Source organism: Lysobacterales bacterium (assembly GCA_019634735.1).
Taxonomy (GTDB): Bacteria; Pseudomonadota; Gammaproteobacteria; order Xanthomonadales; family UBA2363; genus Pseudofulvimonas.
Map to the genome: position 1 here is coordinate 139,918 of JAHCAT010000003.1, position 23,088 is coordinate 163,005.

Below are 23,088 nucleotides of genomic sequence, written 5' to 3' on the forward strand. Positions count from 1 at the left end.
CGGCATGATACGCCGGGTGCTCTCCATCGTGATCGGCCTGGCCGGCGCCCTGTTGCTGTGGAGCTGGTGGCAGCGCGGCCATGAGCCGCCGACCGCGCCGCTGTCGGCACCGGAAACCGTGTTGGCGACCACCGATGCGGACGAGCCCGTCGCTGCCGGGCAGCCCGAGGTGGCCGCTGCCACGGAGCCGGAACCGGCGCAGCCGCAACCCGACGAGGTCGTCCTGGAACCGGCAGTCCTGGCCCAGGTCGCCGCCGGCTGGACGCCCACGCGGGTCGAGTTCGACCAGTCCGACCGCAATGGCCACATCATCCTCCTGCAGCGGGCCGACGCCGCCCTGGCCGAGGGCAGGCTCTACCTGCCGCCGGGCGACAGCGCGGTCGACCTGTACTGGTCCGTGCTCGAGGCAGCGCCGGGCAATACCCGTGCCCGCGACGGCCTGGCACGGGTGACGGACCGCCTGCTTGCCGACGCCGAACGCGAGGCGGGGCGGGGCGACTGGCCCGAGCTGGCCCGCTTGCTGCCGGTGCTGGAGCAGTTGCGGCCCGATGCCGCAAACCTGCCGGCGCTGCGCGACCGCTTTTCCGCGGCCGCCGCGCCACGGCTGGCGCTGGAGCGCGCCCGCCGCGCGCTAGCCCGGGACCGCCTCGACGAAGGCGAGCGCAATGCCCTGGGTTATCTGCGCCAGGTGCTGGCCGTGGAGCCCGACAGCCTGGCCGCGCAGGAGGGCGTCGCGGAGATCCGCACGCGCTTGCTCGCGCAGTCCGCCGAAGCCGCCCAGGCCGGGGAGTTCGAGCAGGCCGAGGCGCTGCTGGCCCGGGCCAGCGCGGCCGACCCGGCGGCCCTGCAGGCGCTCGCCGATGCCGCCTCGACGATCGCTGGCGCGCGCAGTGCGGCGGCAGGTCGGCTGCTCGTGCAGGCGCACGCCCGTCTCGACGCCGGCGATGCCGATGCCGCCGAAGCGCTGCTTGGGCAGGCGCTGGCCATCGATGCCGAAGTGGTCGGGCCCGGACTGGTGCGCGAACGGATCCGCAACACCCGTCTGTATGGCGGCTTCGCCGAGGGCGAGCGCTTCAGCGAAGCCCTGGCCGACGGCGGCGAGGGGCCGGTGATGGTGGTCATCCCGCTGGGCAGCTTCCTGATGGGCTCCCCGGACGGCGAATCCGGCCGCCGGGCCAACGAGGGGCCACGCTTCCGGGTCAACTTCGCCCGGGCCTTCGCGCTGGCCGAGGCCGAGGTCACGGTGGCGGAGTTCGGCCGTTTCGTGGCGGCCACCGGCCACCGCACGCGCGCGGAACGGCGCGGCAGCTCGACCATCTACGACGAGCGCACCGGCAGCATGCGCGAGCGTGCCAGCGTGCACTGGCGCCACGACGAAGGCGGCCGGCCCGCCGATCCCGCCCAGCCGGTGGTGCATGTCGCCTGGGCGGATGCCGCGGCCTATGCCCTGTGGCTTGCCGAACAGACCGGCCGCCCCTACCGGCTGCCTTCCGAGGCGGAGTTCGAGTACGGGCTGCGTGCCGGCAGCAATGCCCGTTATCCATGGGGCGACGGACCGCCGCCCGTGCCGCTGGCTAATGTCTCCTCGACCGGTGACCGCTCGCGTTTGCGCCGGGAATGGAGCAACGCGTTTCCGGGCGAGAGCGACGGCTGGTTCGGCATCGCGCCGGTACGCAGTTTCCCCGCCAATGCCCTGGGGCTTCACGACATGCCGGGCAACGCCTCGGAGTGGGTCGAGGACTGCTGGCACAGCACCTATTCGCGGGCGCCCAGCGACGGCCGCGCCTGGGTCAATCCCGGCTGCACGCGTCGCGTCGTGCGCGGCGGCTCCTGGGCCAGCGGTCCCGACCAGGTGCGTTCGGCCTACCGCCTGAACATCCCTGCCGATACGACCAGTCCGCGGGTGGGCTTCCGGGTCGCGCGAACGCTGTAGGGGGTGAGGCCGGGACTCGGGACCCGGGACCGGGGTCCCGGGACCGGGGACTGGGGACTGGGGACTGGGGACCGGGGACCGGGGACCGGGGACCGGGGACCGGGGACTGGGGACTGGGGACTGGGGACTGGGGACTGGGGACCGGGGACTGGGGACCGGGGACTGGGGACTGGGGACTGGGGACTGGGGACTGGGGACTGGGGACTGGGGACTGGGGACTGGGGGCTGGGACACTCCCCAGGCCTTCCCCCGAGCGGTCGGGGCGGAGGGAGGGCCGGTGCCGTGGCACGGGCGGCACGCACTTCGAACGGCGGGATGCGGCGGGGTCCGCCCGGCGCGCCTGCCGGAGCGGATCGTCGCTACCATGGTGCGGTCGACCGGTTGGAGGCGTGCACATGGCGGGCTTGCGTATCGGGACGGGCGGAGGCCTGCGCTGGTGGCCGATCATGCTGTTCGTGCTCTACCTGGGCTACTACTGGGTGAGCAACCAGCACGAGGTGCCGATCAGCGGCCGCACGCAACTGGTCGACCTCAGCCGCGAACAGGAATCCGCGCTGGGCCTGCAGTCGTACCGGCAGATCCTGGCCCAGGAGCGGGTCGTGCAAACCGGCCCCGAAGTCCAGGCGGTGCGCGAGATCGGCCGGAGGCTGGTCGCGGCGGCCCGCGAGATCGCCCCCGACGTGCCCTGGCAGCACTTCGACTGGGAATTCAACCTGGTGGAATCGCCCCAGGCGAATGCCTTCGCGCTGCCCGGTGGCAAGGTCGCCATCTACACCGGCATCCTGCCGATCACCGCCAATGCCGACGGACTGGCCGCGGTGATGGGCCACGAGATCGCCCACGCCATCGCCCGCCACGGCGCCGAGCGCATGGCGACCCAGCGCCTGGTGCAGATGGGCAGCATGGCCGCCGGCATGTCGATCTCCGACATGGACCCCTCGACGCAGCGCACCGTGATGGCGGCGATCGGTGCGGGCGCCCAGTACGGCGTACTGCTGCCGTTCTCGCGCGACCATGAGAACGAGGCCGACAGCATCGGCCTGCTGCTCGCGGCGCGCGCCTGCTTCGACCCGCGCGAGGCGCCGCGGCTGTGGCAGCGCATGGCGCAGGCCGGTGGTGGCCGGCAGCCGGCCGAGTTCATGTCCACCCACCCCAGCCACGACACCCGGATCCGGCGCCTGGAGGCGGAGATGGACCGCGCCCTGGCGTTGCGCCGGCAGCACTGCGGAGCGGGCTGAGGCACTGGCGATCGCTTGCCGCGCCCGGCACGGGCGGCTGCCGTTTGAGAACCGGCCCGGACCCCTGCCGGGTCCTCGGACGCGCCGTTCAGCGGGGGCAGGGGGCGCGACCCCGTATCATCGGCGCCGATCCCGGGCCCCGGCCCGGAACCAAATGGCGCGCAGGGGGTCTGCCCCCGGTCGCGGCACGGCAGCCGCAGGGGCGGGAATGAGCGAGCGGGACGTCGACCAGCAACTTGTCGAGCGCGTGCAACGGGGCGAGCAGGCCGCGTTCGACCTGCTCGTGCGCAAGTACCAGCACCGCATCCTCGCGGTGATCAACCGGTATCTCAACGATTTCGCCGAGGCCCAGGATGTCGCCCAGGAGACCTTCCTCAGGGCGTACCGGGCGCTCGGGAACTTTCGGGGTGACAGCGCGTTCTACACGTGGGTGTACAAGATCGCCGTCAACACCGCCAAGAACCATCTGGTCTCCCAGGGCCGCCGGCCGCCGACCGACGATGTCGCCGTCGACGACGCCATGCATTTCAACGGCGAGTCCCAGCTGAAGGACCGGGCGACCCCGGAAAACGAGCTGCTCCGCCAGGAGATCGAGCGCAACGTCACCGCGGCGGTCGAGGAATTGCCGGAGGAGCTGCGCACGGCGATCACCCTGCGCGAAGTCGACGGCCTGAGCTACGAAGAGATCTCCGAAGTCATGGCCTGCCCGATCGGCACGGTGCGTTCGCGCATCTTCCGTGCACGCGAGGCCATCGACCGGCGCATCCGTCCCCTGTTGTCCGACACCTGAGCGTCCCCATGAGCACCGAGCACGCCAACGCCACGGTCCACGAAGACCTGTCCGCCCTGGTCGACGGGGAGCTGGATCGCAGCCGCACCGCCTTCCTGATGCGTCGCCTCGAGCACGACACGCCCTTGCGTGCCTGTTTCGGCCGATACCAGCTGATCGGCGACTGCCTGCGTGGCCGGTCCGGTCTGCCGGCGTACGGCGACACGCTCGCCGCGCGCATCGCCCACGCGGTGGCCGCCGAGGCCCGGCCCGCCCGGCCGCTGCCGTGGCGCGCCGGCGTCCAGTGGGCCGCGGGGTTCTTCACCGCCGCCCTGGTCGCGGCCGGCGCGTTCTGGTACGTGCAGCCGTCGCCCGGCGCAGCGGACCTGGCGGCAGCCGGCACCATCGATGCCTCCAGCGTGACAAGCTCGGGTGTGCGCGCCGACGATCTGCGCCGGCAACTGCCGCTGCTGCCGGTCTCGGCGAGGCAGTCGCAGCCGGTGCAGGGCCAGTTCGCGCCGCGCCCCGACCCGGAGGCCTGGCAGCGCGCGCCGGTGCTTCCGATGCAGCTGCCCTCGACGCATTACATCATCCTGGTCCCCGGCCCGGCGCCCGCCGCGCCGCCCGCCGCGGAGTCGCCGCGCTGAGGCCGACCATGGCGTCCTGCGGCCGGCCGGACTGCTGCCTGCAGCCGACGGGCGCGCCGCCCGTGTCCGGTCTGCTGGCTGCCTTCGCGGCGCCCATGGGCGGCCTGCTGGCCGGTGCCGGCCTGGCCGCCTGGGCCGGGTTGCCGGCCGGCCTGGCCGCGCTTTCGGCGCTGGCCGGCATGCTCCTGGCGACGGCACTGGCCGGCGCACGGCAACGCCGCGCACACGCACCGCACGACATGATTGCCCCCTGACTTCCGAGGAGTCGCGATGAACCGCTACACCATCCCGTTCGCCAAGCTTCTGCTGCTGGCATCGCTGGTGCCCTTCAGCCAGTCCGCCTGCGCAAGGCAGCCGGCGCCAGCTGCCGCCCAGCTGCCGGCGGCCGTGCAGGCCGTGGCGCCCGCGCAGGTCACCGGGCTACCGGATTTCACCGCTCTGGTCGAGCGCAATGCGCCGGCGGTGGTCAACATCCGGGCCACCACCACCGCCAGCAGCGCCCGCGCGCAGCGCGGCATGCCGCCCCAGGAAGAGGTTCCCGAGTTCTTCCGCCGCTTCTTCGGACCCGAGTTCGGCGTGCCCGGCGACCGCGACCGCGAGTCGGGCGGCTCCGGTTTCATCATCAGCGACGACGGCTACCTGCTCACCAACAACCACGTGGTGCGCGGCGCCGACCAGGTCACCGTCCGGCTCACCGATCGGAGGGAGTTCGTTGCCGAGGTGGTCGGTACCGACCCGGCCACCGACATCGCCCTGCTCAAGATCGACTCGACCGGGCTGCCGACGGTCCGGATGGGCGACTCCAACGCGCTGCGCCCGGGCCAGTGGGTGGTGGCGATCGGCTCGCCGTTCGGCTTCGACTACTCGGTGACCGCCGGCGTGGTCAGCGCCACCGGACGCAGCGTCGGTGGCGGCAACCAGCAGTACGTGCCGTTCATCCAGACCGACGTGGCGATCAACCCGGGCAACTCGGGCGGGCCGCTGTTCAACCTGGCCGGCGAGGTGGTCGGCATCAACTCCCAGATCTTCAGCGGCACCGGCGGCTACATGGGCATCAGCTTCGCGATCCCGTCCGACGTCGCCCAGGACATCGTCGACCAGATCAAGTCCGACGGCCGGGTCCGGCGCGGCCTGATCGGCGTCCAGGTCCAGGAGGTCACCCGCGAGTTCGCCCAGTCTCTGGGCCTGGAGCGTCCGGCCGGCGCCCTGGTCGGGCAGGTTGTCGCCGACGGCGCCGCCGAGAAGGCCGGCATCCAGGTCGGCGACGTCATCCTCAGCTTCAACGGCCGGCCGATCGAGTCGCAGGCGGACCTGCCGCCGGTGGTCGGTACCACCCGGCCGGGCACCCGCGCCGAGGTCGAGCTGTTCCGCGACGGCCGCCGCCGCACGGTCACGGTGACGGTCGGCGAGGCGCCGGCGGACGCCGATGCCGTCGCCGCCGGCGGCCCGGAGCCGCGCGCCGCCGGGGCCGGCCGCCTGGGCATGGCGCTCCAGGATCTCGAGGCGCAGGAGCGCAGCGAGCTCGGTCTCGGCCGCGGCGAAGGCGTCCGCGTCACCCAGGTCGCCGGCGGCGCCGCGCGCCGCGCCGGGCTGCAGCGGGGCGACGTGATCCTGCGCGTCGGCCGCACCACGGTCGGCAGCGTCGCCGACTTCGACCGCGCCGTGGCCGGCGTCGCCGCCGGCGACTCGGTGATGCTGCTGGTTCGGCGCGGCGCCAGCACCCAGTTCATCGCCCTCAGCGTCCGCGAGGGCGACTGACGGGCGGCGGGGCGCCGGCGGCCGCCGGCGCCCCGGTCCCGACCGGGCGGGCGAGGAATCTGCGATAATCCGGAGTCTTTGCCTGCCCACCCGCGGGCCGACCGCCCGAGCGCATGAAACTGATCCGCAACTTTTCCATCATCGCCCACGTCGACCACGGCAAGTCGACCCTGGCCGACCGCATCATCCAGCTGTGCGGCGGCCTCCAGGATCGCGAGATGGAGGCGCAGGTGCTCGACTCCAACCCGATCGAGCGCGAGCGCGGCATCACCATCAAGGCGCAGTCGGTCTCGCTGCCGTACAAGTCCAGGGACGGCAACACCTACCAGCTCAACTTCATCGACACCCCGGGGCACGTCGACTTCAGCTACGAGGTCAGCCGTTCGCTGGCCGCCTGCGAAGGCGCGCTGCTGGTGGTCGACGCCGCCCAGGGCGTCGAGGCGCAGTCGGTGGCGAACTGCTACACGGCGGTCGAGCAGGGCCTGGAGGTGATCCCGGTCCTCAACAAGATCGACCTGCCGACCGCCGACCCGGAGCGCGTCAAGAAGGAGATCGAGGCGGTGATCGGCCTGCCCGCCGACGACGCCGTGCTGATCTCGGCCAAGACCGGCGTCGGCATCGCCGACGTGCTGGAGGCGATCGTCGCGCGCATCCCGCCGCCGCAGCCGCGCGACACCGACCGCCTGCAGGCGCTGATCATCGATTCCTGGTTCGACAACTACCTGGGCGTGGTGTCGCTGGTGCGCGTCATGCAGGGCGAGATCCGCAAGGGCGACAAGATCCTGGTGATGTCCACCGGTCGCGCCCACGAGGTCGACCAGGTCGGCGTGTTCACGCCCAAGCGGCTGGTCAAGGACCGCCTGGGGCCCGGCGAGGTCGGTTTCCTGTGCGCCTCCATCAAGGACGTCCACGGCGCGCCGGTCGGCGACACCCTGACCCTGGCCGCGCAACCGGCGCCCGGTCCGCTGCCCGGTTTCCAGGAGATGCAGCCGCGGGTCTTCGCCGGCCTGTTCCCGGTCGACGCCGAGGACTATCCGGACCTGCGCGAGGCCCTGGAGAAGCTGCGCCTCAACGACGCCGCGCTGCGCTTCGAGCCGGAGAGCTCCGAGGCGATGGGTTTCGGCTTCCGCTGCGGCTTCCTCGGCCTGCTGCACATGGAGATCGTCCAGGAGCGGCTGGAGCGCGAGTACGACCTCGACCTGGTGACCACGGCGCCGACCGTGATCTACGAGGTGGCCACCACAGACGGCGAAATCCTGACCCTGGACAACCCGGCCAAGCTGCCGCCGTCGCCGTCGATCGACGAGATCCGCGAGCCGATCATCCAGGCCAACATCCTGACCCCGCCGGACTACGTGGGCAACGTCATCACGTTGTGCGAGGAGAAGCGCGGCGTCCAGGTCGGCATCAACTACCTGGGCTCGCAGGTGCAGATCAGCTACGAGCTGCCACTGGCCGAGGTGGTGCTGGACTTCTTCGACAAGCTGAAGTCGGTGTCGCGCGGCTACGCCTCGCTTGACTACCACTTCCTGCGCTTCCAGGGCGGCAGCTTCGTGCGTGTCGACATCCTGATCAACGGCGAACGCGTCGACGCGCTCAGCCTGATCGTGCACCGCAGCTTCGCCGACCGCCGCGGCCGCGACCTGGTCGACAAGATGAAGGAGCTGATCCCGCGGCAGATGTTCGACGTCGCCATCCAGGCGGCGATCGGCTCGCAGGTGATCGCCCGCTCGACGGTCAAGGCGCTGCGCAAGAACGTGCTCGCCAAATGCTACGGCGGCGATGCCTCGCGCAAGCGCAAGCTGCTGGAGAAGCAGAAGGAAGGCAAGAAGAGAATGAAGTCCGTCGGCCGCGTCGACATCCCCCAGGAGGCCTTCCTGGCGGTGCTGCGGATGGACAAGTAGGGCCGGTGCCGGAAGCCGGTCGACAGACACGGACAATGACGAGATGAGAATGGACTTTGCCCTGCTGCTGGTCGCCCTGACCGCCCTGACCGGACTGGTCTGGCTGTTCGACCGCCTGTTGTTCGCGCGCCGTCGCGCCGCCGCTGGCGGCAAGGTGCCGGTGGTGGTCGACTACGCCCGGTCGTTCTTCCCGGTGATCCTTCTGGTGCTGGTGTTCCGCAGCTTCCTTTTCGAGCCGTTCAAGATCCCGTCCAGCTCGATGATGCCGACCCTGCTGATCGGCGACTTCATCCTGGTCAACAAGTTCGCCTACGGCGTGCGCCTGCCGGTCACCAACAGCAAGGTGCTCGCGGTGGGCGAGCCGGCGCGCGGCGACGTGGTGGTGTTCCGCTACCCGCAGGACCCCCGCATCGACTACATCAAGCGCGTGGTCGGCCTGCCCGGCGACACCGTCAGCTACCGGGACAAGGCGCTCTACATCAACGGCGAAGCGGTGCCCCAGGAGGTCGTCGGCCGTTTCATCGGCGCCGGACGCGGCGCCGACATGACCGGCGCCGAGGAGCGCCGCGAGCGGCTCGCCGGCGACCAGCCCCACCACCTGCTGGTTCGCGCCGCGCCGATGTACCAGCAGCCCGGCGAGGCGCGCTGGCAGGTCCCGGAGGGCCACTACTTCGTGATGGGCGACAACCGGGACAACAGCCAGGACAGCCGCGCCTGGGGATTCGTGCCGGAAGCCAACCTGGTCGGCCGCGCTTCGGTGATCTGGTGGAGTTGGGATACGCAGAAAGACGGTATCATCGATTTCCGGCGGCTCGGGAATGTGATCCGCTAGTCAGAACCAGCTTGGGGAGCACGCGCCATGCGCAAGGGGCAGCACGGCATCACGTTGATCGGTTTCCTGTTCGTCCTGGCCATCGCCGGCCTGTTCGCCTACGTCGGCATGCGCCTGTTCCCGGTCTATTCGGAGTGGTACAGCGTGTCCACGGCGATGAAGGGCCTGGCCAAGGAGCCCGGCATCGCCAACATGTCGCCGGACCAGATCCGGACCCTGTTCGACCGCCGCCTCTACACCAGCTACGTCGAGTCGGTGAAGCCCAACAATGTGCGCATCACCACCCAGGGCGGCCCGCAGATCCACGTCAAGTACGAGGTCAGGCGGCCGCTGTTCGGCAACCTTGAATTCATCGCCACCTTTGAGCGCGTCGAGCGGCTCAGCGGCAGCTGACAGCCTGCCCGGGCTGGGCCACCGGTTCGCCGATCCGGCCCTGCTGGCCCAGGCGCTGAGCCACCGCAGCGCCGGCCAGCCGCACAACGAGCGGCTGGAGTTCCTGGGCGACGGCCTGGTCGGCGCGGTGGTCGCCGAGATGCTCTACCAGGCGCATCCGAAGGCCTCCGAGGGCGACCTGACGCGGCTGCGCGCGCGCCTGGTGCGGCGCGAGAGCCTGGCCGAGCAGGCGCGCCTGCTCGAGCTTGGCGAGCACCTGCGCCTGGGCCAGGGCGAGTTGCGCAGCGGCGGCTTCCGGCGCGATTCGATCCTGTCCGATGCCTTCGAGGCGCTGGTCGCCGCCATCTATCTCGATGCCGGCTGGGCGGTGTGCCGCGACTGGCTGCGCGCGCGCTTCGCCGGCCCGGTGGCGGCGCTCGACCTGCGCGAGCTGTCCGATGCCAAGTCGCGTCTGCAGGAGTGGCTGCAGTCGCGGGGCCGGCCGCTGCCCGACTACCGGGTGCTGGAACGCAGCGGCGCCGAGCATGCCCAGCAGTTCACGGTCGCCTGCCGGATCGAAGGCCGCGAACAGCCGGCCCTGGGCCAGGCGGGCTCGCGCAAGCTGGCCGAACAGCGCGCCGCCGAGGCGATGCTGGCCCTTCTACAGGATCCAGGACGATGACCAACGAAACCTTCCGCAGCGGCCACGTCGCCCTGGTCGGCCGACCCAACGTCGGCAAGTCCTCCCTGCTCAATGCCCTGGTCGGGCAACGGCTGTGCATCGTCTCGCCGAAGCCGCAGACCACCCGGCACCGCATCCTGGGCGTGGTGACCCGAGCCGGGGGACAGATCGGGTACCTGGACACGCCGGGCCTGCACGGCGGCGGCGGGTCGGCGCTGAACCGCCAGCTCAACCGTACCGCCCAGGCCACCCTGGCCGGCGCCGACGTCTGCGTGCACGTGGTCGAGGCGGGACGCTGGACGGCCGAGGACCAGACGGTCGCGCGGTCGCTGGCCGAGGCCGGCGTGCCCTGCCTGCTGGCGGTCAACAAGATCGACCTGGTCAAGGACAAGTCGACGCTGCTGCCCTGGCTGGCCGAGGTCGGTGCGGCCGCGCACCTGGCCGGGGTCTTCCTGGTCTCGGCGCGACGTCGGGACGGACTGGACCGGCTGGAGTCGGCCATCGTCCAGGCCCTGCCCGAACAGGCGGCGCTGTACGACGACGACACCCTGACCGATCGCAGCGAACGCTTCCTGGCCGCCGAGCTGGTCCGCGAGCAGGTCATGCGGCAGCTCGGCCAGGAGCTGCCCTACGCGACCACGGTCGAGATCGAGCAGTTCGCGCTGGAGGGCCGGCTGCGGCGCATCCACGCGGCGATCTGGGTCGAGCGCGACGGCCAGAAGGCGATCGTGATCGGCGACAAGGGCAGCCGCCTGAAGGAGATCGGCACCCGGGCCCGGCTGGCCATGGAGCAGCTGTTCGACGGCAAGGTGCACCTGGAGCTGTGGGTCAAGGTCCGGCGCGGCTGGTCCGACGACGAACGCGCGCTGCGCGACCTCGGCTACGGCGACTGACGGCGGCAGCTGCGGCCGGCGATGGCCTTGCGCCTGGACAACGAGGCCGCCTGGCTGCTCGAGGCCCGGCCGTACCGGGAAACCAGCCTGCTGGTCGAGGTGCTGACCGCCCGCCATGGCCGCCTCGGCCTGGTCGCGCAGGGCGCGCGCGGCGGCAGCCGCGGCCAGGCCCTGCGCCGCGCCCTGCTGGAGCCGTTCCGGCCGCTGCGGCTGTCCGCGGCCGGGGCCGGCGAGCTGCTGACCCTGGCCACGGTCGAGGCCGACGGTGTGCCGCTGCGGCCCGTCGGCGATCCCCTGTTCGCGGCCCTGTACGTCAACGAGCTGGTCCAGCGCCTGACCGGGCGTGGCGATCCGGTGCCCGAGCTGTTCCGGCGCTACCGCGACTGGCTGGCCGAGCTGGCGCGGCTGCCGGCGACGCCGCCCGCGGCACTGGCCTGGTCCCTGCGCCGCTTCGAACGCGACCTGCTGGCCCTGGCCGGCTACGCCCTGGTGTTGGCGCATGACGAGGACGGCGTCGCCCTGGACCCGGAATCCGACTACGCCTTCGATCCCGATCAGGGCGCCCGGGCCTGGTCGCCGGCCAGTCCCTGGCCGCGCGTGCGCGGCGAGGTGCTGCTGGCCTGGGCCGGCGACCGGCAGCCAGCGCCGGCGCAACTCTCGGCCCTGCGCGCCTTGTCGCGGCGGGTGATCGGCCACCGTCTCGACGGCGCGCCGCTACGCAGCCTGCGCCTGGCGGCGCAGTGGCGCCTGCAGCCGGGGGGCGGCGAGGATCCCGGGGACTGAAGCACGGCCACTGGGGTCAGGCCGCGGTTGCGCCGGCCACCGGAGGCATTACGATCCGGTCCGCGGGGCATCCGGAGACCATCCTCCCGGCGTCCTGCGTCCGCCTGCCTGCCCCGGCCTTCCCTGCAACCGGGTCGCACGACCATGCCGTTCATCCGCGCTGCCGCCGACGCGCCCACGCTTCCGGTACGCCTGGCCAGTGCCGTCCTGGCGCTGCTGGCCTGGGCGGCGCTGCTGCTGCAACTGCTGCTGTCGGTTCGGCTGGCCCTCGCCAATGGCCATGGAATCGGCCATGGCCTGCTGGTCTACACCGGCTTCTTCACGATCCTGTCCAACCTGCTGGTCGCGCTGGTCCTGACCGCCTGGGCCGGGGCAGGGCGGCGCGGTCGCCCGGGCTGGCTGCGGCGACCGGGCACCGCCGCCGTGGCCGCGGCAGGCATCGCCGTGGTTGCGATCGCCTACCACCTGCTGTTGCGGCAGGTCTGGGAGCCCCGCGGCTGGCAACTGCTGGCCGACCAGTTGCTGCACTACCTGGTGCCGGCCGGCTACCTGCTGTGGTGGTGGCTGGTGCCGGGCAGGGCGCGCCTGCGCTGGCGGCAGTGGCCGTGGTGGCTGGCCTGGCCGCTGGCCTACCTGGTCTACGCGCTGGCCCGGGGCGAGCTCACCGGGCTGTATCCGTACCCCTTCATCGACGTGCCGCAGCTGGGCTACGGCGCGGCTCTGTCCAACGCCGGGGCCATCCTGGTCGGCTATGGGCTGATCGCGGCGGCCCTGCTGCAGCTCACGCGCTGGCGGAGAAGGGGCTGAGGCGGGCACGGGGGATGCGTGGCAGCGGGTGCAGGCCCGCTTGCACCAAGGGTTCGCCGAGTGCCCGCCTCAGGCGCCGCCGGCGTCCAGCCAGTCGTCGATCGCCGCGCGCAGGCGCTGCAGTTGCGCCAGCAGGCCGGGCCGCAGGCGGTCGGGATCCGGATCCCGGACCAGCCGGGGCCGCAGCCAGTCCAGGTGCCGGGCCAGGGCCAGGGCCCCGCACCAGCGCGCGGCCGCCGCCAGCCGGTGCAGCTCGTCGTCGACGGCGTCGCGGCTGTCCGGCGTCCAGGGCCCGCCCAGGCGGTCCGGCAGCGCGCGCAGCTCCGCCGCCAGCAGTTCGCGCAGGGCCCTGACGGTAGCGGTGTCGCCGCAGCTGCGCAGGGCCATGTCGTCATCGAGCGGCTGCTCACCGGCGTCGTGCCGCCGGACGGCAGGCTGAACCGGGGAGGCCGGGGCGGACCTTGCGGCGGGGAGCAGCCGGGCCAGGGTGGCGAGCAGCGCGTCCGGCGCGCAGGGCTTGGCCAGCACCGCGTCGAAGCCCGCCGCGGCCAGTTGCCGCCGGACCGTTTCGTCCAGGTCCGCGGTAAGGACGACGGCGGGCGGCCGGCCCGGCCTGTCCAGTAGCTCCGTGGCGCGTCCGTCGGGCAGGTGCAGGTCGCACAGCCACAGGTCGAAGCGCCGGGTGTCCAGGTGCCGGCGCGCCTGCTCGAGGTCGCCTGCCAGGGTGGTGCGGCAACCGGCGGCGGACAGCACGCTGGTCAGCCAGGTGGCGATCATCGTATGGTCTTCGACGATGAGGACGCTGCCTCCGTCCATGCCTGCCTCCCGGGGTGGCCGCAAGCGTGCGCACGCAGCTGCCGCAGGTCAAGTCGCGGCGGTTCGCCTGCGCCTGCTGCGCGCGACGATGCCGGCCCTGCTCTGGGTGCTGCCGGGACTTGCCCCTGCACCCGCGCATGCCGAACTGCCGCGCCACGCCGTGCAGTTGCGCGTGGAGCGCATCGCCCACGAGCAGCTGCGCATCGAGGGCCTGCGCCTGGCGCAGGTGCCGGGCGAGGGCACAGCCGGGCACCTGGCGCTGACGGCGCGCCGCCTGGTGCTGCCCGGCGCCGGCCTGGACCTGACCGGCGTGGCGTTCGCCTGCGAGCTCTCGCAGGTGGCCGACGCAAGCGATCCTCCTTTGTGGCAGTGCCAGGGCCCGCTGCAGTGGCAGGGTGGAGAGACCGGCTGGCAACTTGCCTGGCGCGGCGACCTGGCGCTGGCCCAGGGGCAGCTGCGTCTGGGTCGCGGCATCGCCGAGGTGCAGGTCGACCTGCCCCTGGCGGGACGGGCACTGGCCGTGCAGGCCCGACGGATGCCGGCGTCCTGGCTGTCGACCCTGCTGCCGGCGGTCGCCTGGCGGGACGGGCGCATCGGCGGTCGGGTCGAGCTGGGGCGCGCCGGTGGCCAGACCGCCTGGCGCGGTCATGTCCAGGCCAGCGGCCTGGCGGCGGAGACTGCGGAAGGCACGGTCGCGGTGGAGGGCGTCGAGCTGTCCGGTGGGCTGGAGGTCAGGCTGGCGGTCGACGGCACGCTGTCGCTGGCCGGCCGGCCCACCGTGACTGCCGGCGACGTGCTGGTGGGCCCGGTCTTCGCAAGCTGGCCGGCCGGCAGCGAAATCGCCCTGGGCGTGGACCTGCGCAGCGGACCCGCCGGCATCGAGCTCAAACAATTGCGTCTGGAGGACGGCGACACCCGCATCGAGGTGGCCGCGGCCCCGGCGCCGGACGCGGCGGGATGGCCGGGACGGCTGCAGGTGTCCGGCAAGGTCGACCTGGACCGCCAGCGCGAACGGCTGGTCGAGGGCACGCTGGCGGGACTGGGCATGGCCGACCTGGAGCTTTCCGGGCAGGTCGCCGGCAGCGTCGACTGGGTCTCCGGGCCGGGGCTGACGTCCCTAGATGCCGATCTTGCCGGGGTGGGCCTTCGCCACCGCGGCGGCGCCTATGGCGTCGAGGGTCTGGCAGGCGTGGTGGCGATGCGGCCCCCCGGCCAGCCGGCGGCGCCGGTCGAACTGGCCTGGCAGGGACTGTCCCTGTACGGCTTGGCGCTCGGTCCGGGTCGCCTGCAGGCGCAGGCGGCCGACGGCGCGATCCAGGCGCTCGCCCCGGTGCGGCTTGCGCCGGCCGGCGGCGAGCTGCAGCTGCTGGACCTGCGTCTGGCCCTGGTTCCCGGACAGCCGGTGCGGCTGACCGGCGACATCGAGCTGTCGAACGCGCGCATCGACCGTCTGGCGGCGGGATTCGGCTGGCCGGCGTTTCCGGGACGGATGGACGGCAGCCTGCCGGGCCTGCGGCTCGACCGCGAGCGACTGGCCACCGGCGGCGGCATCCGGATCGAGGCCTTCGACGGCGAGGCCCGGATCGAAGGTCTGACCATCGAGCGGCCGTTCGGTCTGGCGCCGGCCCTGGCGGCCGACGTGCACCTGCGCGGCCTCGACCTGACGCCGCTCACCGAGGTGTTCGGCTTCGGGCGCATCGAGGGTCGACTCGACGGCGACATCGAGCGCCTGCGCCTGCTCGGCTGGCGGCCGGTCGCCTTCGACGCCCGCCTGCGGACCCGCGACAGCGGGCGGCGGCGCATCAGCCAGCTGGCGGTCGACCAGCTCACCCGGCTGGGCGGTGGCGGTACAGGACTGCAGGGTCGGCTGCTGGGCACCTTCGACAGCTTCGGTTACCGACGGATCGCCCTGGGCTGCCGGCTGGCGAACGAAGTCTGCACCATGTCCGGCCTCGACGAGGCGGCAGGCGGATTCACCATCCTGCAGGGCTCGGGCCTGCCGCTGATCACCATTCGCGGTTTCCAGCGGCAGGTCGACTGGCCGGTGCTGCTGGAGCGCATCCGGGCGGCGATGGCGGGGCAGGCCCCGGAGGTCCGGTGAGCGCGGAAGGAGGCTTCCACGGGGCGGCCGACTCGCCCCTGGGCGCCGGGCGCGTGTCGGACCCGGCCGACCACTGCGCGTCCCGGGACAGCCGCCGCTCATCAAGCTGACGTAACCTAGCGCGGTCCGTTCGCCCGTGCCGCGCGCGGATCGGCCGCCGCCCAGGCGCGGCGCCGTCCCGCCAGCACTGGAGCCTGCCATGACCCGACCGATCCGCTGGATCCTGCCCGCCGCCGCGCTGCTGCTGCTCGCCGCCTGCGTGACCATCAACGTCTACTTCCCGGCGGCACAGGCCGAACAGGCCGCACGCGAGTTCGTCAACGATGTCATCGGCAACGGCCAGGGCGACGCGGATCCGCCGCCGCGCGGAAACCCGGGTGCCGGCCTGCACCTGCGCACCTTGTTCCTGCCGGTCTCCAGCGCCCATGCGCAGGCGGACATCAATGTCCGGACGCCGGCGATCACCACGATCCGCGAGCGCATGCGGCAGCGCTTCGAGACCCTGCGTCCGCACTTCGAGGCCGGCGTGCTGGGCATGACCCGCGATGGCCGGATCGCGGTACGCGATGCCTCCTCGCTGGCGCTGCGCGATCGCAATGCCGTCAACCAGGCGGTCGCCGACGACAACCGCGACCGCGATGCCGTGTACCGGGAGATCGCCCTGGCCAACGGCCAGCCCGGCTGGGAGGACGAGATCCGCGCCACCTTCGCCCGGCAGTGGATCGACCAGGCGCGCCCGGGCTGGTACTACCAGGACGCCAGCGGCGCCTGGACGCGCAAGTAGCGCGCCGGCACGGTCCGTCCGGCCGCCGTCGCGGCCGGGCTCCCGGCATCTGCGACAATGGCGGCCCGGCGCCCGGTCCGCCCCGCGATCGAGCCCGCAGCAGGAACGCCACCATGCGCACGGACGCGCCGCCGTTCGAGACCCTGATCGACGACCTCAGCCACGAGGGTCGCGGCGTTGCGCGCGTCGACGGCAAGGTGGTGTTCGTCGACGGCGCGCTGCCGGGCGAGCGGGTGCGCGCCCGGCGCAGCCGGCGCGGCCGCGACTACGACGAGGCGGTCCTGGTGGAGGTGATCGAGGCCTCGCCGGATCGGGTCGAGCCGCGCTGCGAGCATTTCGGGGTGTGCGGGGGCTGCGTCCTGCAGCACCTGGCGCCGGCTGCCCAGATCGCCGCCAAGCAGAAGCAGCTCCTGGAGAACCTGCGCCGTATCGGGGGCCTGCAGCCGGCACGCGTGCTGCCCCCGCTGGTCGCCGATACCTGGGGCTATCGGCGCAAGGCCCGGCTCTCGGTCAAGGACGTGCCGAAAAAGGGCAGGGTGCTGGTCGGCTTCCGGGAGCGCCAGCCGCGCTTCATCGCCGACATCCGGCGCTGCGAGGTTCTCGATCCACGGGTCGGACCCCTGGTGGGCGCGCTGGGCGAGCTGATCGGTCGCCTGCAGTCGGCCAGCCGCATCGCCCAGATCGAGGTCGCCGCGGGCGACGGCATGCCCGCGCTGGTGTTCCGCAATCTCGTCGACCTGGGCGAAACCGACCGGGACCAGTTGTCCGGGTTCGGCCGCGAGCACGGCCTGGCCATCTACCTGCAGCCCGGCGGTGCCGACAGCGTCCACCTGCTGTGGCCGCAACAGCACGAACTGGCGTTCTCGCTGGCCGACGAGGGCCTGCGCTACCGGTTCGCGCCGCTGGACTTCATCCAGGTCAACGCCGCCCTCAACGAGGCGATGATCGGCCAGGCGCTGGAACTGCTGGCGCCGGGTCCGGACCAGCACGTACTGGACCTGTTCTGCGGACTCGGCAACTTCAGCCTGCCGATCGCCCGCCGCGCCGGGCGTGTCACCGGCATCGAGGGCGAGGCCGGCCTGGTCGCCCGGGCGCGCGAGAACGCCACGGCCAACGGCATCGGCAACGCGCAGTTCCTGGCGGTCGACCTGGCCGGCCACCTGCGCGACGCGCCCTGGGCGGGGCGCGGCGTCGATGCCGTGCTGGTCGACCCGCCGCGGACCGGTGCCCAGGCGGTGCTGGAGCAGTTGCGCTTCCCGGACGCCGCGCGGCTGGTCTACGTCTCCTGCCATCCGGGCAGCCTGGCCCGCGACGCCCGCCTGCTGGTGGAGCGGCACGGATACCGGCTGGCCGCCGCCGGCGTCATGGACATGTTCCCGCACACGGCGCACGTGGAATCCATCGCGCTGTTCGAGCGCGCCTGAGCCATGGCGACCGAGATCGAACGCAAGTTCCTGCCGGCCGGCGAAGACTGGCGGCACGGGGTCGAACGCAGCCTGGCCATAGTCCAGGGCTGGCTGGGCGGCGACGGCTGTTCCGTCCGCGTGCGCCTGACCGATGGCGTGGGCAGCCTGAACATCAAGTCGCGCACGCTGGGTCCGGTGCGCAGCGAGTACGAGTACCCGATCCCCGCCGCCGATGCCCGGGAACTGCTGGCCCTGTGCGGCGCGCAGGTGCTGGCCAAGACCCGGCACTTGGTGAACGTCGATGGGCACTGTTTCGAGATCGACGAGTTCCAGGGCGACAACGACGGGCTGGTCGTGATCGAGATCGAGCTGCAGGCTGCAGATTCCGGGTTTCCGCATCCGGACTGGCTGGGCCGCGAAGTCACCGACGATCCGCGCTTCTACAACGTCAATCTCGTCCGGGAGCCCTACTCCCGCTGGAGCACACCAACATGCTGATCATCGGCATCGAGTCGACCGCCCTGGCGCCGCACGAACGGCGCTGGCTGGAGCATCCGGTGGTCGCCGGCGTCATCCTGTTCGCCCGCAACATCGTCGACCGCGAACAGTCGGCCGGACTGGTCGCGCAGTTGCGCGAAGTGCGCGAGGCGCCGCTGCTGGTCTGCGTCGACCAGGAAGGCGGCCCGGTGCAACGGTTCCGCGAAGGTTTCGGGCCGCTGCCGGCGCTGGCCCGGATCGGCGCGCTGTGGTCGTCGGACGCGGAGCAGGCCTGCAGCCTGGCCCGGGAACACGCCTGGCTGATGGCCTCGCAGATGCGGGCGCTGGACATCGACCTGAGTTTCGCGCCGGTGCTCGACCTGCGCTGCGGCAACCGGGCGATCGGCGAGCGGGCCTTCGATGCCGACCCGGAGGCCTGCGCGGCGCTGGCCGCGGCCTACATCGAGGGCATGCACGCGGCAGGGATGGCCGCCACCGGCAAGCACTTCCCCGGCCATGGCTCGGTGCTCGAGGACACCCACCACGATGCCGCCATCGATCGCCGGCCATGGGCGACCCTTGCGGCCTGCGACCTGGTGCCGTTCCGCGCGGCGGTACGTGCCGGCGTCGACGCGATGATGATGGCGCACGTCACCTACCCGCAGGTCGACGCGCTGCCGGCGGGCTACTCCGAGCGCTGGATCCGCCATGTGCTGCGCGACGAGATGGGTTTCGACGGCATCGTGTTCAGCGACGACATCGCCATGGTCGCCGCCGAGGGCGTCGGTGCGGTCGGCCATCGCGTCCGCCAGCACCTGGAGGCCGGTTGCGATGTCGTCCTGGCCTGCCAGCCAGGCCAGGTCGAAGCCGCCATCGACGCCGTTCCGCACGACCATGTCGAGGAGACCAGCGAGCGGCTGGCCAGCCTGGCCGGTCGGCAACCTGCGACCGGCGCGGACGCGCTGGCGACGCGCCAGGACGAGATCGTCGGGCGACTGTCCCGGCTGATGGCCTGAGCGGCGGGGCAGAGCCCCGTGCTCCTCGTCGCCGGGGCCGTTCCAACATGCGCCGGACGCCTGCGGCCGACATGCCGGTACAGTGCCGGATAGCCCGAGGCGGGGGCAGCAATCACTTTCCATGGAGGCCAGCATGACCCCATCAACGACGTTCACCGAGGTGCTGGCGGCGGCCGACTGCATCCATGACGGCGCCGCCGTCGACGCGGCCATCGCCTCCATGGCCAGGCGCATCGACGCCGACTACGGATCGGCGGTCCGACCGGTGTTCCTGACGGTGATGCATGGCGGGCAGTTCTTCGCCTCCAGCCTCGCGCTGACCTGCGCCACCGACTTCGACTTCGACTACGTGCACGCCAGCCGCTACCGCGGCACCGAGGGCGCCGCGCTCAACTGGCTGCGTCGCCCGGTGGTGGCGATGGGCGGCAGGCACGTGCTGCTGGTCGACGACATCCTCGACGAGGGACATACCCTGCTGGCGATCCGGGAGCACTGCCTGGCACAGGGCGCCGCGACGGTGCGCGTGGCGGTGCTCACCGAGAAGCATCACGAACGGCGGGCCCCGGGCATCGAGGCCGATTACGTCGGACTGGTGGTGCCCGATCGTTACGTCTTCGGCTACGGCATGGACTGGCATGGCCACGGCCGCAACCTGGCCGCGATCCATGCCATGGCGGAGGAGAGCGCATGAGCACGGTCGACCTGGCGATCATCGGTGGCACCGGCGTGTACCGCCTGGCCCGCCTGCAGGACGCGCAAAGGCACCTGGTGGAGACGCCCTACGGCCCGCCCAGCGACGCCGTGGTGGCCGGAACGCTGCATGGCCGGCGCGTGCTGTTCCTGGCGCGTCATGGCGAGAACCACGTGCTCGCGCCGCACGAGATCAACTACCGCGGCAATCTCTGGGCCCTGCATTCCCTCGGCGCGCGCCGGGTGCTGGCGGTCAACTCGGTGGGTGGCATCAGCGCGCGCATGGCGCCGCGTGCGCTGGTCGTTCCCGACCAGCTGGTCGACTACACCTGGGGCAGGGCGCACACCTACGCGGGCAACGGAAACCGCGTCGAGCATGTCGACCTGTCCTGGCCCTACGACGCCGGTCTGCGAGGCGCCGTGCTGGATGCCGGCCGCGCTGCCGGGCTCGACCTCGTCGATGGCGGCACCTACGGCGCAACCCAGGGTCCGCGCCTGGAGACGCGCGCCGAGATCCGCCGGCTGGCCGGCGACGGGTGCGATCTGGTCGGCATGACCGGCATGCCCGAGGCGGCGCTGGCCAAGGAGCTGGGGCTTGCCTACGCCTGCGTGGCGGTGGTGGCGAACTGGGCGGCGGGCTGCGGCGACGAGGCGGAGATCACCATGGCCGACGTGCTCGGCAACATGGAACAGGCCACCGCCCGCCTGCCGGCACTGATCGACGAACTGCTGGCCTCATTCTGAGAACTGCATCACGCAAATAGTCTCGCCGGCGGTCGATTTCCCGACACACATGTAAAACCGGACCTGCTAATGTCCGGCTCGACACGGTTGCGCGACCCGCTCTTGGGACGGTCGCGCCGGTGCTGGAGGGCGCCGGTCGCCGTGTCGGGTCAGGAATGGCCCAGCCCCGCCCGGGCGTCCCGGTCGGGGACCATCACGACACATCACCGGAGGGAGTCACCGATGCATTCCAACCCCGCCCGCGGCCCCGGCCGCGTGCTCGCCCTTGCCTTCTTCCTCGGCACAGCGCTCAGCGCTTCCGCCCTGGCCAGCCCGCTCGCCTCGCGCATCAACACCAGCGCGCTGGCGCCAGGACAGCAGTACGAGGGCTTCATCGTCCATTTCCACAGTGGTTCCCGCGCCGCCACCGACCCGGCGGCGGTACAGGCGCTGGCCGACCGCGTCGGCGCGCGTCTCGGCACCCGCGGCAGCCATGTCCGGCCGGTTGCGGCGGGCGGCGAGCTGATCGATTTCGGCGGCAACGGCAGCCGCCTCGATGCCGTTTCGGTGATGGAGCTGATCGCTGCCGATCCCGACGTCGCCTACGTCGAGCCGAACGCCATCATGCAGCGGGCGCTGACGCCCAACGACACCCGCTACGGCGAGCAGTGGCACTACTTCGAGGCGGCGGGCGGCCTCAACCTCCCGCAGGCCTGGGACATCGCGACCGGCGCGGGCGTGGTGGTCGCGGTGCTCGACACCGGCAGCACCAGCCACCCGGACCTCAACGGCAATACCGTGGCCGGCTACGACTTCATCAGCAGCGCGACCACGGCGCGCGACGGCAACGGCCGCGACGCCAACCCGCAGGACGAGGGCGACTGGATCACCGCCAACCAGTGCGGTACGCCGCACGCGGCGCAGAACTCCAGCTGGCATGGCACCCATGTCGCCGGTACCGTCGCCGCCGTCACCAACAATTCGACCGGCGTCGCCGGCGTCGCCTTCGGCGCCAAGGTCCAGCACCTGCGCGTGCTCGGCGCCTGCGGCGGCACCCTGGCCGACATCGCCGACGCCATCGTCTGGGCGTCCGGCGGCAGCGTCTCCGGCGTGCCTGCCAACGCCACGCCGGCCAAGGTCATCAACATGAGCCTGGGTGGCGGCGGCAGCTGCGGCACCACCTACCAGAACGCCATCAATTCCGCGGTCGGCCGCGGTTCGGTGGTGGTGGTGGCGGCCGGCAACGAGAACCAGAACGCCAGCAACTCGCGCCCGGCCAATTGCAACAACGTGGTGGCGGTGGCGGCGGTCGGCCGTAACGGCGGCAAGGCCTCGTATTCGAACTTCGGCACCGTGGTCGACGTGGCCGCACCGGGCGGCGGCGGCACCGGCGTGCTGTCGACGCTCAACACCGGAACAACCACGCCGGGCAGCGCCAGCTACGCCTTCTACCAGGGCACCAGCATGGCCACCCCGCACGTCGCCGGCGCGGCCGCGCTGATGCTGCAGGTCAACCCGTCGATGACGCCGGCGCAGATCGAGTCGACCCTGAAGTCGACCGCACGCGCCTTTCCGGCCACCTGCTCGGGTTGCGGCACCGGCATCGTCAACGCCCTGGCCGCCGTGCAGGCAGCGGGCGGCGGCACGCCACCCCCGCCGCCGCCGTCCAACGTGCTGAGCAACGGCGTGCCGGTCACCGGCCTGTCCGGCAGCACCGGCACCGAACTGCGCTTCACCATGGAGGTGCCTTCCGGCGCCAGCAACCTGGTGTTCCAGATGAGCGGCGGTTCTGGCGATGCCGATCTGTATGTCCGCCAGGGCGCCGCGCCGACCACCAGCACCTACACCTGTCGTCCGTACCTGTCCGGCAACAACGAGAGCTGCACCATCGCCTCGCCGGCGGCCGGGACGTGGCACGTCATGGTGCGCGGCTATTCGGCCTTCTCCGGTGTGTCCCTGGTCGGCAGCTTCACCGCCAGCGGTGGCGGCCAGCAGAGCTTCTTCGAGAACACCGCCGACTATCAGATCCGCGACCTGCAGACCACCGAGAGTCCGATCGCGGTCAACCGCACCGGCAACGGCCCGGCGTCGCTGACCGTCAACGTTCGCATCATCCATACTTACATCGGCGACCTGCGCGTCGACGTGGTGGCGCCGAACGGCACCAGCTGGCGCGTGCACAACCGCACCGGCGGCAGCGCTCAGAACATCATCACCAGCTACACGATCAATGCCTCCTCGGTGCCTGCCAACGGCACCTGGCGGCTGCGCGTCTACGATGCCGCCAACGGCGACATCGGCTACATCGACAGCTGGAGCCTGCAGTTCTAGCGGGCGGCAGGTCGTCCCGGGCGGCGCGGTCGCCGCCCGGGTATTTGCGTTCGGCCGCTGGCGGACCTCGACCCGCCGTCGGTTCAACCAGGCCACCGGGATCCGTCCCGGTGGCCTTCTTGTTGG

General features: G+C 72.2%; 22 protein-coding genes. 21 read left to right on the top strand and 1 reads right to left on the bottom strand.

Translation table 11 applies throughout. From position 1 onward, the window contains the following. Positions 1-4: 4 nt before the first annotated feature. The 13 genes from KF823_04525 (at position 5) to KF823_04585 (ending at position 12,618) form a co-directional block, all read left to right on the top strand. Positions 5-1,933 carry an SUMF1/EgtB/PvdO family nonheme iron enzyme gene (locus tag KF823_04525; GenBank protein ID MBX3725163.1) on the top strand — a complete coding sequence of 643 codons (1,929 nt, stop codon included), beginning with the start codon at positions 5-7 and terminating at the stop codon, positions 1,931-1,933. Between the two features lie 395 nt (positions 1,934-2,328). Then, a complete protein-coding gene (locus tag KF823_04530; protein ID MBX3725164.1) occupies positions 2,329-3,171 on the top strand; it encodes a M48 family metallopeptidase in 843 nt (280 codons plus the stop codon). A 208-nt stretch (positions 3,172-3,379) separates the two neighbouring features. Continuing rightward, positions 3,380-3,961, top strand: coding sequence for an RNA polymerase sigma factor RpoE (gene rpoE, locus KF823_04535; protein MBX3725165.1), 582 nt, complete (start codon positions 3,380-3,382; stop codon positions 3,959-3,961). A gap of 8 nt (positions 3,962-3,969) precedes the next feature. Then, complete coding sequence (locus KF823_04540; protein MBX3725166.1) at positions 3,970-4,587, top strand: hypothetical protein; 618 nt, start codon at positions 3,970-3,972, stop codon at positions 4,585-4,587. A gap of 8 nt (positions 4,588-4,595) precedes the next feature. Continuing rightward, on the top strand, positions 4,596-4,841 hold the full coding sequence (locus tag KF823_04545) for a hypothetical protein (protein MBX3725167.1): 246 nt from the start codon (positions 4,596-4,598) through the stop codon (positions 4,839-4,841). 16 nt (positions 4,842-4,857) lie between these two features. After that, positions 4,858-6,345, top strand: coding sequence for a DegQ family serine endoprotease (locus KF823_04550; protein ID MBX3725168.1), 1,488 nt, complete (start codon positions 4,858-4,860; stop codon positions 6,343-6,345). Between the two features lie 113 nt (positions 6,346-6,458). After that, the gene (lepA, locus tag KF823_04555) at positions 6,459-8,249 is read left to right on the top strand and encodes a translation elongation factor 4 (protein MBX3725169.1); all 1,791 of its coding nucleotides are present in this window, start codon (positions 6,459-6,461) and stop codon (positions 8,247-8,249) included. A 43-nt stretch (positions 8,250-8,292) separates the two neighbouring features. Then, on the top strand, positions 8,293-9,081 hold the full coding sequence (gene lepB, locus KF823_04560) for a signal peptidase I (protein MBX3725170.1): 789 nt from the start codon (positions 8,293-8,295) through the stop codon (positions 9,079-9,081). Positions 9,082-9,108: 27 nt separating this feature from the next. Further along, a complete protein-coding gene (locus tag KF823_04565) occupies positions 9,109-9,474 on the top strand; it encodes a DUF4845 domain-containing protein (GenBank protein MBX3725171.1) in 366 nt (121 codons plus the stop codon). 4 nt (positions 9,475-9,478) lie between these two features. Further along, positions 9,479-10,135 carry a ribonuclease III gene (rnc, locus tag KF823_04570; protein MBX3725172.1) on the top strand — a complete coding sequence of 219 codons (657 nt, stop codon included), beginning with the start codon at positions 9,479-9,481 and terminating at the stop codon, positions 10,133-10,135. Next, positions 10,132-11,028 carry a GTPase Era gene (gene era, locus KF823_04575; protein MBX3725173.1) on the top strand — a complete coding sequence of 299 codons (897 nt, stop codon included), beginning with the start codon at positions 10,132-10,134 and terminating at the stop codon, positions 11,026-11,028. Before rnc ends, era begins: the two co-directional genes overlap by 4 nt. A gap of 27 nt (positions 11,029-11,055) precedes the next feature. After that, positions 11,056-11,811, top strand: coding sequence for a DNA repair protein RecO (locus tag KF823_04580; protein MBX3725174.1), 756 nt, complete (start codon positions 11,056-11,058; stop codon positions 11,809-11,811). A gap of 144 nt (positions 11,812-11,955) precedes the next feature. Continuing rightward, positions 11,956-12,618 carry a Pr6Pr family membrane protein gene (locus KF823_04585; protein MBX3725175.1) on the top strand — a complete coding sequence of 221 codons (663 nt, stop codon included), beginning with the start codon at positions 11,956-11,958 and terminating at the stop codon, positions 12,616-12,618. A gap of 69 nt (positions 12,619-12,687) precedes the next feature. Here KF823_04585 and KF823_04590 read toward each other — a convergent pair whose 3' ends face one another. Next, complete coding sequence (locus KF823_04590; GenBank protein MBX3725176.1) at positions 12,688-13,434, bottom strand: response regulator; 747 nt, start codon at positions 13,432-13,434, stop codon at positions 12,688-12,690. Between KF823_04590 and KF823_04595 the strand changes: the two genes are divergently transcribed. From KF823_04595 to KF823_04630, 8 genes are all read left to right on the top strand, one after another. Beyond that, positions 13,433-15,535: a hypothetical protein gene (locus KF823_04595; protein MBX3725177.1), complete on the top strand. Its 2,103-nt coding sequence runs from the start codon at positions 13,433-13,435 to the stop codon at positions 15,533-15,535. The two genes, KF823_04590 and KF823_04595, sit on opposite strands and share 2 nt — an antisense overlap. 199 nt (positions 15,536-15,734) lie before the next feature. Further along, positions 15,735-16,319: a YdbL family protein gene (locus KF823_04600; protein ID MBX3725178.1), complete on the top strand. Its 585-nt coding sequence runs from the start codon at positions 15,735-15,737 to the stop codon at positions 16,317-16,319. 113 nt (positions 16,320-16,432) lie between these two features. Beyond that, the gene (rlmD, locus tag KF823_04605) at positions 16,433-17,743 is read left to right on the top strand and encodes a 23S rRNA (uracil(1939)-C(5))-methyltransferase RlmD (protein MBX3725179.1); all 1,311 of its coding nucleotides are present in this window, start codon (positions 16,433-16,435) and stop codon (positions 17,741-17,743) included. 3 nt (positions 17,744-17,746) lie between these two features. Continuing rightward, complete coding sequence (locus KF823_04610; GenBank protein MBX3725180.1) at positions 17,747-18,223, top strand: CYTH domain-containing protein; 477 nt, start codon at positions 17,747-17,749, stop codon at positions 18,221-18,223. Beyond that, positions 18,217-19,218, top strand: a complete 1,002-nt coding sequence (nagZ, locus tag KF823_04615; protein ID MBX3725181.1) for a beta-N-acetylhexosaminidase — start codon at positions 18,217-18,219, stop codon at positions 19,216-19,218. The genes KF823_04610 and nagZ overlap by 7 nt, the downstream gene beginning before the upstream one ends. Before the next feature lie 133 nt (positions 19,219-19,351). Next, positions 19,352-19,909 carry a hypoxanthine-guanine phosphoribosyltransferase gene (locus tag KF823_04620; protein MBX3725182.1) on the top strand — a complete coding sequence of 186 codons (558 nt, stop codon included), beginning with the start codon at positions 19,352-19,354 and terminating at the stop codon, positions 19,907-19,909. Beyond that, positions 19,906-20,652: an S-methyl-5'-thioinosine phosphorylase gene (locus tag KF823_04625; GenBank protein MBX3725183.1), complete on the top strand. Its 747-nt coding sequence runs from the start codon at positions 19,906-19,908 to the stop codon at positions 20,650-20,652. The genes KF823_04620 and KF823_04625 overlap by 4 nt, the downstream gene beginning before the upstream one ends. Positions 20,653-20,874: 222 nt before the next feature. Then, complete coding sequence (locus KF823_04630) at positions 20,875-22,962, top strand: S8 family serine peptidase (protein ID MBX3725184.1); 2,088 nt, start codon at positions 20,875-20,877, stop codon at positions 22,960-22,962. The last annotated feature ends 126 nt before the right edge of the window (positions 22,963-23,088 follow it).

What these genes read in the sequence shown, in the direction of transcription:
- KF823_04525 (MBX3725163.1), top strand. Translation starts at nt 5, where the DNA reads ATGATACGCCGGGTGCTCTCCATCGTGATCGGCCTGGCCGGCGCCCTG.
- KF823_04530 (MBX3725164.1), top strand. Translation starts at nt 2,329, where the DNA reads ATGGCGGGCTTGCGTATCGGGACGGGCGGAGGCCTGCGCTGGTGGCCG.
- rpoE (MBX3725165.1), top strand. Translation starts at nt 3,380, where the DNA reads ATGAGCGAGCGGGACGTCGACCAGCAACTTGTCGAGCGCGTGCAACGG.
- KF823_04540 (MBX3725166.1), top strand. Translation starts at nt 3,970, where the DNA reads ATGAGCACCGAGCACGCCAACGCCACGGTCCACGAAGACCTGTCCGCC.
- KF823_04545 (MBX3725167.1), top strand. Translation starts at nt 4,596, where the DNA reads ATGGCGTCCTGCGGCCGGCCGGACTGCTGCCTGCAGCCGACGGGCGCG.
- KF823_04550 (MBX3725168.1), top strand. Translation starts at nt 4,858, where the DNA reads ATGAACCGCTACACCATCCCGTTCGCCAAGCTTCTGCTGCTGGCATCG.
- lepA (MBX3725169.1), top strand. Translation starts at nt 6,459, where the DNA reads ATGAAACTGATCCGCAACTTTTCCATCATCGCCCACGTCGACCACGGC.
- lepB (MBX3725170.1), top strand. Translation starts at nt 8,293, where the DNA reads ATGAGAATGGACTTTGCCCTGCTGCTGGTCGCCCTGACCGCCCTGACC.
- KF823_04565 (MBX3725171.1), top strand. Translation starts at nt 9,109, where the DNA reads ATGCGCAAGGGGCAGCACGGCATCACGTTGATCGGTTTCCTGTTCGTC.
- era (MBX3725173.1), top strand. Translation starts at nt 10,132, where the DNA reads ATGACCAACGAAACCTTCCGCAGCGGCCACGTCGCCCTGGTCGGCCGA.
- KF823_04585 (MBX3725175.1), top strand. Translation starts at nt 11,956, where the DNA reads ATGCCGTTCATCCGCGCTGCCGCCGACGCGCCCACGCTTCCGGTACGC.
- KF823_04595 (MBX3725177.1), top strand. Translation starts at nt 13,433, where the DNA reads ATGCCTGCCTCCCGGGGTGGCCGCAAGCGTGCGCACGCAGCTGCCGCA.
- KF823_04590 (MBX3725176.1), bottom strand. Translation starts at nt 13,434, where the DNA reads ATGGACGGAGGCAGCGTCCTCATCGTCGAAGACCATACGATGATCGCC.
- KF823_04600 (MBX3725178.1), top strand. Translation starts at nt 15,735, where the DNA reads ATGACCCGACCGATCCGCTGGATCCTGCCCGCCGCCGCGCTGCTGCTG.
- rlmD (MBX3725179.1), top strand. Translation starts at nt 16,433, where the DNA reads ATGCGCACGGACGCGCCGCCGTTCGAGACCCTGATCGACGACCTCAGC.
- KF823_04610 (MBX3725180.1), top strand. Translation starts at nt 17,747, where the DNA reads ATGGCGACCGAGATCGAACGCAAGTTCCTGCCGGCCGGCGAAGACTGG.
- nagZ (MBX3725181.1), top strand. Translation starts at nt 18,217, where the DNA reads ATGCTGATCATCGGCATCGAGTCGACCGCCCTGGCGCCGCACGAACGG.
- KF823_04620 (MBX3725182.1), top strand. Translation starts at nt 19,352, where the DNA reads ATGACCCCATCAACGACGTTCACCGAGGTGCTGGCGGCGGCCGACTGC.
- KF823_04625 (MBX3725183.1), top strand. Translation starts at nt 19,906, where the DNA reads ATGAGCACGGTCGACCTGGCGATCATCGGTGGCACCGGCGTGTACCGC.
- KF823_04630 (MBX3725184.1), top strand. Translation starts at nt 20,875, where the DNA reads ATGCATTCCAACCCCGCCCGCGGCCCCGGCCGCGTGCTCGCCCTTGCC.